The sequence below is a fragment of the uncultured Cardiobacterium sp. genome (assembly GCF_938028185.1).
Lineage (GTDB): Bacteria > Pseudomonadota > Gammaproteobacteria > Cardiobacteriales > Cardiobacteriaceae > Cardiobacterium.
Window position 1 is genome coordinate 1 of the sequence record NZ_CALJAH010000454.1, and the last position, 6,639, is coordinate 6,639.

The 6,639-nt window shown below is 61.4% G+C and carries 3 protein-coding genes; 1 reads left to right on the forward strand and 2 read right to left on the reverse strand.

Going from position 1 to position 6,639, the window contains the following annotated elements; genetic code table 11:
- Nucleotides 1–67: 67 nt before the first annotated feature.
- Nucleotides 68–2,620, reverse strand: coding sequence for a glycogen/starch/alpha-glucan phosphorylase (locus Q0349_RS13170; RefSeq protein ID WP_298081473.1), 2,553 nt, complete (start codon nucleotides 2,618–2,620; stop codon nucleotides 68–70).
- A gap of 194 nt (nucleotides 2,621–2,814) precedes the next feature.
- Between Q0349_RS13170 and Q0349_RS13175 the strand changes: the two genes are divergently transcribed.
- Nucleotides 2,815–4,314 carry a surface lipoprotein assembly modifier gene (locus Q0349_RS13175; RefSeq protein WP_298081474.1) on the forward strand — a complete coding sequence of 500 codons (1,500 nt, stop codon included), beginning with the start codon at nucleotides 2,815–2,817 and terminating at the stop codon, nucleotides 4,312–4,314.
- Between the two features lie 61 nt (nucleotides 4,315–4,375).
- On the opposite strand, the gene rlmKL is transcribed toward Q0349_RS13175, so the two are convergent.
- On the reverse strand, nucleotides 4,376–6,517 hold the full coding sequence (gene rlmKL, locus Q0349_RS13180) for a bifunctional 23S rRNA (guanine(2069)-N(7))-methyltransferase RlmK/23S rRNA (guanine(2445)-N(2))-methyltransferase RlmL (RefSeq protein ID WP_298081475.1): 2,142 nt from the start codon (nucleotides 6,515–6,517) through the stop codon (nucleotides 4,376–4,378).
- Nucleotides 6,518–6,639 lie beyond the last annotated feature (122 nt).

Consider the following 6,639-nt stretch of genomic DNA (forward strand, 5'->3'; position numbering starts at 1 on the left):
CCAGACCGTGATGCGACAGGCACGCCATGAAAAACCGCCCCGAAGGGCGGTTTTTTTTTTGCGGCGGTTATTGGCCTTTTTTCTTGTCCGTCTTGGCGACGGGTTTGGCCGGTTGTGGCGGGGCGGAGCTTTCCGGGACTTCGCTCAGCACGTTGGCGTTGTTGTTTTCTACCGGTACTTCCGGCAGCGGTTTGATGTGCCAGATGTTTTTGGCGTAGTCCTCGATTGAGCGGTCGGAGGAGAAGTAGCCCATGTTGGCGATGTTGGCGATTGCCGATCTTGCCCAGGCGTCCTGGTCGCGGTAGCGGCGGTCAATCCGTCCCTGGGCTTCGACGTAGCTGCGGAAGTCGGCCAGTACCTGGTAGTAGTCGCTGAAGATGTGCAGGTTTTCGTGGTAGCGGCTCGGCTCTTCCGGTGAGAAGGCGCCGGAGGTTATCTGGATGACGGTTTCGTGCAGCTCGGGGTCGTTTTCGAGGTAGAGCAGCGGTGAGTAGCCGCGCTGGCGCAGCGCTTCGACTTGTTCGACGGTGTTGCCGAAGATGAAGATGTTTTCTTCGCCGACGGCATTCAGGATTTCGACGTTGGCGCCGTCCAGCGTGCCGACGGTGAGTGCGCCGTTCAATGCGAATTTCATGTTGCTGGTGCCGCTGGCTTCGGTGCCGGCGAGCGAGATTTGTTCGGAGATGTCCGCCGCCGGGATGATGAGCTGCGCCAGGCTGACGCCGTAGTTGGGGATGAAGACGACTTTGATGAGGTCGCGGATGCGGCCATCGTTGTTGATGACGTTGGCGATGTCGTTGATGAGGTGGATGATTTTTTTCGCCGCATAGTAGGCGCTCGCCGCTTTGCCGGCGAAGATGAAGACGCGCGGCACCCAGTCGGCATCCGGGTTTTTGAGGATGCGGTTGTATCTGCTGATGATGTGGAGGATGTTCATCAGTTGGCGTTTGTATTCGTGGATGCGCTTGATTTGGACGTCAAAGAGGGCATCCGGGCTGACGGTGATGCCGAGTTCGGCTTCAATCCAGTCGGCGAGGCGCTGTTTGTTTTGTCGTTTGACGGCGCGGATGTCGGCGCGGAAGGCGGCGTCTTCTTGCAGCGCTTTGAGCTTGGTCAGTTGTTCGAGGTGAACGCGCCAGTCGGCGCCGATGTGGCGGTCGATGAGTGCGGCGAGGTCGCGGTTGGCCAGCGCTATCCAGCGGCGCGGGGTGACGCCGTTGGTCACGTTGGTGAAGCGTTCGGGGTAGAGGCGGGCGAAGTCGGCGAAGATGGATTTGACCATGAGGTCGGAGTGGATTTTGGCGACGCCGTTGATTTTGTGCGAGCCGATAACCGCCAGCCATGCCATGCGCACCCGGCGTTCGCCGCCTTCGTCAATGAGGGAGACGCGGCGGATGAAATCGCCGTCGTAACCCTGTTTGCGCAGGCCATCGAGGAAGTGTTCGTTGATTTCAAAGATGAGTTGCAGGTGGCGCGGCAGGACGCGGCCCATCATTTCCACCGGCCAGGTTTCCAGCGCTTCGCCCATCAGGGTGTGGTTGGTGTAGCTGAAGATTTTGCCGCAGGCCGCCCAGGCGTCGTCCCATTTGACGCGGTGTTCGTCAATCAGGATGCGCATGAGTTCGGGGATGGCGAGCACCGGGTGGGTGTCGTTCAGGTGGATGGCGACGGTATCGACCAGGGTGCTGATGTCCGGGTTTTCTTTGAGGTGGCGGCGGACGATGTCCTGCACGGAGGCGGAGGTGAGGAAGTATTCCTGGCGCAGGCGCAACTCTCGGCCAACGGCGGTGGAGTCGTCCGGGTAGAGGACGCGCGAGACGTTTTCTGAGGTGGTTTGTTTTTCGATGGCAGCGAAGTAGTCGCCGCGGTTGAAGTCGCCGAGGTTGAAGGTGTCGCCGGCGTGTGCCGTCCACAGGCGCAGGGTGTTCGCCGCCGCGGTGCCGTAGCCGGGGATAATCTGGTCGTAAGCGAGCGCGGTGATTTGGTCGCTGTTGTTCCAGATGCACTGTTCGCCCTGGTAGTGGATGTTGCCGCCAAAGCGGATGGTGTAGTGTTTGCTTGGGCGGCGGAATTGCCAGGCGATGTCCTGCTCGGTCCAGGTGTCCGGCCGCTCGACCTGTTTGCCGTTTTCGATGTCCTGGCGGAACATCCCGTATTCGTAGCGGATGCCATAGCCCATCGCCGGGATGCGCAGCGTCGCCAGGCTGTCCATGAAGCAGGCGGCGAGACGTCCCAGGCCGCCGTTGCCCAGACCCGGATCGCCTTCTTCGGCGATGATCTCATTCAAATCCTGTCCCAGTTCGGCCAGCGCCGCGCCCAGGTTGTCATAAACGTCTTCGGCGATGAGCGCGTTTGACAGCGCCCGCCCCATCAGAAATTCCATGGAGAGGTAATAGACGCGGCGCAGGTTTTCGCGGCGGGAATAGCGCGTGCTTTGCAGCCAGCGTTCGGCAGCAAGGTCGCGCACCACCAGCAGCGCGGCGTTCAACCAGTTGGTTTTGGTCGCCTCGGCAGGCGGGCAACCCAGACCGAAAATGAGCTTGTACACCAGCGCTTCTTTCAGGCTCTGCACGTCGCTGCCGGGGGCGCGGTATTCATATTTTTGATTGCTGCTTAGCATGGGATCTCTCCATCGGGGTGAATTTGCCGAAATCATACGCCTCTCGCCTTAATTAAGGAAATGAAATGCCGTATTGCAGACATTCCGCGCGCCGCCATCATCTTCACTTTGCTACGGATTCATGGCAAAGGGAAAAAAGTTTGCTTTATAATGTGCCGCTTTGCGTTATCCCCTCACAACAACACGAGAAGCCCATGAACATCACCCGAATAACCCCCCTCGCCCTGTCCGCCCTGATGCTCGCCACCCTTCCGGCGGCGGCACAAAACACCGCCGTTCCCCTTGACCGCGGCAACGAGCGCCTCTCCGAAGACAACATTGACAAAAGAGCGGTAGAAAACGCGCCAAAACTGCCCGCCGTCCGCCCCGCCAACACCCTGCCGAGCGACGCCGCCGGCCCGGAAAAAGACATCGTCTATACCCCGGAATACCTGAAAGCCCACCCGGAAGAGCTGGAAAAACTGCTGGTCGAACTCATCCGCCGCAACGAAACCGACGGTCTCAAGCTGCTGCTGCCGATTTACGCCGAAGTGCCGAACCGCGACGACTCGCTCATTGACTGGGGCAACGCCATCATCGCCATGAACGAAAACCGCACCGGCGATGCCGTCCGCCTCTACCGCAAACTCATCTCCAACCTGCCGGACAACCGGATGCTGCGCTTCCAGACCGCGCTTGCGCTCTACCGCAACAACGAAATGATTGCCGCCAAAGAGCAACTGCAAAAACTGCGCAGCTCGGATGTCTCCGAAGCCGACCGCAAGGCGCTCGATGACTACATCGCCGCCATTGACCGCCGCGACCAGTGGTCATTCAACGGCAGCCTGAGCTACCTGCGCGACGACAACGTCAACGGCGTCGCCCCCAAAGGCACCCGCATTGAGCTCGGCAATGGCCGCAGCTTCACCTCCAACCGCGACCAGGAAAAAGCCAACGGCATCAGCTACAGCGTCGGCGCCGACAAAAAATGGTCCATCAACGACAACTTCTACAGCTCGCTGCACGGTGATCTCAGCGGCGTGTACTACTACAACAACAAAAACTACAACGACATCACCGCCCGCGTTGCCGCCGGTGGCGGCTTCCGCAACGCGCGCATTGACGTCGAAGTGACCCCGTTCGTACAAACCCGCTTCTACGGACGCGGCAGCAACGGCGACGGCAACCTGCACAACTACTCCAAATCCGCCGGTCTGCGCGTCGATACCTCCTACTGGATGACCCCGCGCTGGCGCTGGCAGAACAACGTCGAATACAGCTACGACAAGCACATCGATATGTACAACTACCTGGACGGCAACCGCATCAGCATGGGCAACACCGTCATGTTCTCGCCGAGCCAAAAACAATACTGGTTCGCCGGGCTGGATCTGAGCCACAAAAGCGCGCGCAGCGCCAGCGACGCCTACAACCGCTTCGGTACCCGCCTCGGCTGGGGACAAGAATGGGGCAAAGGCGTCTCCACCCGCCTGATGGGCAGCTACGGCAAGCGCTTCGCCAAGGACAAGGACTTCTTCAACATCAAGCGCCGCGACAACGAATACAACGTCAACCTCGCGCTGTGGCACCGCAACATCCACTTCCTCGGCATCACCCCGCGCCTCGTCTTCTCCTACAGCAAAATCGACAGCAACAACAAGTTCTACAGCTACGACACCAGCAAAGTCTATCTGGACTTCAGCCGCTCGTTCTGATGACCCGCTGCGATTGCCCAACAAAAAGCCGGATTGCTATCCGGCTTTTTTCATGACTGCATCATCCCCGCGCAGTAATTTTCCACGCCTTGTGGATATTGGGGCGGCGGGCGAAGTCAAAGCCGATGGTGGCGGCGCTGATGTCTTCGCAGTGGTAGCGCGCGCTGATGGCGGGGTCGAGTTTGAAACCGCGGTAGTTGTTGGAGAAATAGAGCGTGCCGCCGGGGGCGAGGCGCTTCATGCAGCGCTCTATCAGCGCAACGTGGTCGCGTTGTACGTCAAACACCCGCTGTTCTTTTTTGGTGTTGGAGAAGGTCGGCGGGTCGCAGAGGATGAGGTCGTACTGCGCCTCTCCTTCTTGCAGCCACGCCATCACGTCTGCCTTGATGAGGCGGTGGCGGCTGTCCAGTTCGTTGGCGTCGAAGTTGCGGTGCGCCCAGTCAAGGTAGGTTTGCGACAAATCAACGCTGGTGGTGTGTGCCGCGCCGCCCAGTGCCGCCTGCACGCTGGCGCTGGCGGTGTAGCAGAAGAGGTTGAGGAAGCGTTTGTCGCGGGCTTCTTCATGGATGCGGTGGCGCAGCGGGCGGTGGTCGAGGAAGAGGCCGGTGTCGAGGTAGTCGTGCAGGTTCACCAAGAGTTTTGCCGCGCCTTCGCGCACGGTGAGGTACTCGCCGCGCGCCGCCTGTTTTTGGTATTGAGCGCTGCCGCGCTGGCGTTCGCGCGTTTTCAGCACCAAGTTGGCGGCGGGGATTTCCAGTATTTGCGGGATGAGGTGCAGCGCGTCCAGCAGGCGTTTGCGCGCTTTTTCCGGGGCGACGGTTTTCGGCGGCGCGTATTCTTGCACGTGGACGTGGTCGCCGTAGATGTCCACCGCGACGGCGTATTCGGGCATATCCTGGTCGTAAACGCGGTAGGCGTCGGTGTCGGCGGCGGCGGCCGCTTTCACGGCGGCGCGGCGGTTTTTGCGCAGGCGGTTGGCGAGCATGCGCGCCTGTTCGTCCACCGGCGCGGCGGGGTCGTGTGTTTGTCCTTCTGTTTCGTGTTGTTCGCTGCGCAGGTAGAGCGCGATTTGGGTTTCGATGCCGCCGTTGTAGGCTTGGTAGGTTTTGTGGCGTTGCAGGCGCAGGCGTTTGAGGAGGTCGGGGTTGCTGCTGATAATCGCCATTTGCCAGTCAGCGGGGAAGGTTTTGTAGGCCGCGCCGAGGGCGTCGTAGGTGCCGACGAGTTCGCTCAGGGTGCCGAGGCGTTCGCCGTAGGGCGGGTTGGTGATGATGAGGCCGCGCGCGCCGTAGCCGGGTTGGGCGGTGAAGCGGGCGAGTTCGCGCCGCTCCAGATGGAGGCAGTGGCCGAGGTCGAGGCGGGTGGCGTTGTCACGCGCGCTGGCGAGGGTCGCGCCGTCGTGGTCGTAGCCCCAGATTTTCAGGTCAAGGCGCGACAGTCCCGCTTCGCGCCGCTCGCGCGCTTCTTCGAGCAGGCGTTTCCACACCGCCGGTTTGTGGCTTTGCCAGTGGCTGAAGCCGAAATGTTGCCGTGTCAGCGCCGGAGCGATGTCGGCCGCCATCAGCAAGGCTTCGAGCAGCAGGGTGCCGCTGCCGCAAAGCGGGTCGATGAGGTTATGGCCGTCGGCGGCGAGTTGCGGCCAGCCCGCGCGGTAAAGCAGGGTGGCGGCGAGGTGTTCTTTGATGGGCGCGGCGCCGTGCGCGAGGCGGTAGCCGCGCTGGTGCAGGCTGCCACCGGCGAGGTCGAGGGCGAGGGTGAGGCGGCCTTTGCGCAGGTGGGCATCGATGCTGATGTCGGGGTTTTTCGCGTCCACGTCCGGGCGGCGGTGCAGGGTGTCGCGCAGGTGATCGGCGATGGCGTCTTTGACTTTGAGCGCGCCGAACTGGGTGTTGCGGATGCCCTGGCCGATGCCGTTGAAGTTCACCGCAAAGGTGCTGTCGGCGTCGATGTGTTCGTCCCAGGGGACGGCGCGGGCGAGGGCGTAGATGTCGTCGGGGTTGGCGACTTCGCCTTCGGCGACAAGCCAGAGGACGCGGCTGGCGATGCGCGACCAGAGGCAGAGGCGGTAGGCGGTTTCGAGGTCGCCCGTGCCGGAGACGACGGCGACGCCAAGGCGGGCGTTTTGCAGGCCGAGGGTTTCGGCCTCATGAAGGAGGACTTGTTCGCTGCCTTTGGCGCAGGGGAGGACGAGGGGGTGTTGCATCGGGTTCCTTGTGTGAGTAGTAGGGTGGGTCTTGACCCACCGTTATGCTTTTTCTGGCGGAGCAAGTTTTTCATGTCGGCCATGAATGGCCGACCTACGGCTATGACTATTGGGCATCGGCG